Genomic DNA, 2,407 nt, shown 5'->3' on the forward strand with positions numbered 1-2,407 from the left:
CACCCCGCGGCCGGCCCGCCCCCGCCCCCGCGCCGCCCCCCCGCCCGGGGCCGCGTTCCCGCCGGCCCCGGGCGCGCCGCCGCGCGGGCAGCGCGCCGGGGCCGAGGTCAGATGAGGCCCTGGGCGAGCATCGCCTCGGCGACGCGCTCGAACCCCGCGATGTTGGCGCCCACCACGTAGTTCCCGGGCGCGCCGTAGCGCTCGGAGGTCTCGTCGCAGGTGTTGTGGATCCGCGTCATGATCTCCGCCAGCTCCGCCTCGGCCTTCGGGAACGTCCACATCTCGCGTCCCGCGTTCTGCCGCATCTCCAGGGCGCTGACGGCGACGCCGCCGGCGTTGGCGGCCTTGCCCGGGCCGAACGCGACGCCCGCCTCCTGCAGCACGTGGACCGCCTCGGGCGTGGTGGGCATGTTGGCGCCCTCGGAGACGGCCTTCACACCGTTGCGGACCAGCACCCGCGCGGCCTGGACGTCCAGCTCGTTCTGCGTCGCCGACGGCAGGGCGATGTCGGCCGGGACGTCCCAGACGCTGCCGCCCCGGACGAACCGGGCGGACGCGCCGCGCCGCTCGGCGTAGTCGGCGACCCTGCCCCGCTCGACCTCCTTGATCTGCTTGAGCAGTTCGAGGTCGATGCCCTTCTCGTCCACCACGTAGCCGCCCGAGTCGGACACGGTGATCACGTTGGCGCCGAGCTGCTGCGCCTTCTCGATGCTGTAGATCGCGACGTTGCCGGATCCGGACACGGTGACGGTCTGGCCGTCCAGCTCCTCACCGCGCTTGCGGAGCATCTCGGCGGTGAACATCACGTTTCCGTAGCCGGTGGCCTCGGTCCGGCACGCCGACCCGCCCCAGGGCTGGCCCTTCCCGGTGAGGACGCCCGCCTCCCAGCGGTTGCTGATCCGCCGGTACTGGCCGAACAGGAAGCCGATCTCCCGGCCGCCGACGCCGATGTCCCCGGCCGGGACGTCGGTGTCGTCGCCGATGTGGCGGTGCAGCTCGGTCATGAACGACTGGCAGAACCGCATCACCTCGGCGTCCGAGCGGCCGTGCGGGTCGAAGTCGCTGCCGCCCTTGCCGCCGCCGATGCCGAGACCGGTCAGCGCGTTCTTGAAGATCTGCTCGAAGCCGAGGAACTTCACGATGCCGAGGTTCACCGACGGGTGGAAGCGCAGGCCGCCCTTGTACGGGCCGAGCGCGCTGTTGAACTCCACCCGGAAGCCGCGGTTGACGTGCACCGCGCCGGAGTCGTCGGTCCACGGCACCCGGAAGACGATCTGCCGCTCGGGCTCGATGAGCCGCTCCAGCACCCCCTGGCCGGCGAGCTCGGGGCGGGCGGCGACGGCCGGGCCGAGCGACTCCAGCACCTCGTGGACGGCCTGGTGGAACTCCGGCTCCCCCGGGTCGCGGACGAGGACGCGCTCGTAGGCCTTGTCCAGCACGGTGTGCGTGCCGGTCGCGTTCTGCGGCCGGGGGGAAACGGGCATGCCGGGTCCTTTCTCAGACGGTGATCATGCCTCTCCACTTTAGGCGGTGGTCTGGACCACCGCGGAGCACGGGCCGGTCAAAGGCCGGTATCCCCCGCGAGAACGGGCTTGACGTCCAGCACCGGCGTGCCGTCGAGCGCCTCCAGCCCGCGGACGCGCACGCGCCGCCCGGTGACCTGGAGGATCTCCACGGGGTGCAGGCCGACCGGGTTCGGGCGGGCCGGGGAGCGGGTGGCGAACACGCCGGTCTCGGGGTTGCGCGGGTCGTCGCGCGGCCGGGTCCGCAGCACGTCCCGCGGAGCCAGGTGCAGCCAGGTGAGCACGATGATCCGGTCGCCTGCGCCGAGGCCCTCCAGGGCCGCCTGGTACGACGGCTCGAAGACCAGCCACGCGTCGGGGGCGCCCTCCGTCCCCTGCTTGGGCGCCTCGGCGCGGTCGCTGAGCGGGGACGACACATGGCCGACCGGCGTGAGGGTGAAGTCATCGCGGAGGTTCTCCATGCCCTGATCCTCCCAGCCCCGTCGCGCGGGCGCGTTCTACCCCGGCGGCGGCGGTTGCGGCAACGGGGGTGCGCCGGGTTACCGTCGAGCACGACAGATCGCGGGGGCCCGGCGAACCGGGCTGAGATAGCGGCTGGGACGGCCGCTGACCGCATGAACCTGACCGGGTAATGCCGGCGTAGGGAGAGATCGAGTCGTCATGACCGAATCCGTGGTTCCAGCTGCCCGCAAGACGTACCTCCAGGGTTCCCGCCCGGGGGTGCGCGTTCCCATGCGGGAGGTGCCGCTGACCAACGGCGACGTCGTCGTCCTGTACGACACGTCCGGGCCGTACACCGACCCCGACCACGAGACCGACGTCCGCAAGGGGCTGCCCGCGCCGCGGGAGGCGTGGATCGCCGAGCGCGGCGACACCGAGCCGTA

Annotated in this window: 2 protein-coding genes, 1 pseudogene and 1 riboswitch; of the genes and pseudogenes, 1 reads left to right on the forward strand and 2 read right to left on the reverse strand. The window is 72.9% G+C overall.

The genetic code is table 11. From position 1 onward, the window contains the following. Nucleotides 1–107: 107 nt before the first annotated feature. Both gdhA and tsaA read right to left on the reverse strand, forming a co-directional pair. A complete protein-coding gene (gene gdhA, locus ABZ914_RS50250; RefSeq protein WP_500201655.1) occupies nt 108–1,484 on the reverse strand; it encodes an NADP-specific glutamate dehydrogenase in 1,377 nt (458 codons plus the stop codon). Nucleotides 1,485–1,561: 77 nt separating this feature from the next. Then, a complete protein-coding gene (tsaA, locus tag ABZ914_RS50255; protein ID WP_500201656.1) occupies nt 1,562–1,984 on the reverse strand; it encodes a tRNA (N6-threonylcarbamoyladenosine(37)-N6)-methyltransferase TrmO in 423 nt (140 codons plus the stop codon). Between the two features lie 90 nt (nt 1,985–2,074). After that, nucleotides 2,075–2,188, forward strand: a riboswitch (TPP riboswitch). Between tsaA and ABZ914_RS50260 the strand changes: the two are divergent. After that, nucleotides 2,184–2,407 (forward strand): annotated as a pseudogene (locus ABZ914_RS50260) (phosphomethylpyrimidine synthase ThiC); the annotation flags it as partial. (Overlaps the previous riboswitch by 5 nt.)

This window comes from Spirillospora sp. NPDC046719, assembly GCF_040645715.1.
Classification (GTDB): domain Bacteria; phylum Actinomycetota; class Actinomycetes; order Streptosporangiales; family Streptosporangiaceae; genus Spirillospora.

What these genes read in the sequence shown, in the direction of transcription:
- tsaA (WP_500201656.1), bottom strand. Translation starts at nt 1,984, where the DNA reads ATGGAGAACCTCCGCGATGACTTCACCCTCACGCCGGTCGGCCATGTG.
- gdhA (WP_500201655.1), bottom strand. Translation starts at nt 1,484, where the DNA reads ATGCCCGTTTCCCCCCGGCCGCAGAACGCGACCGGCACGCACACCGTG.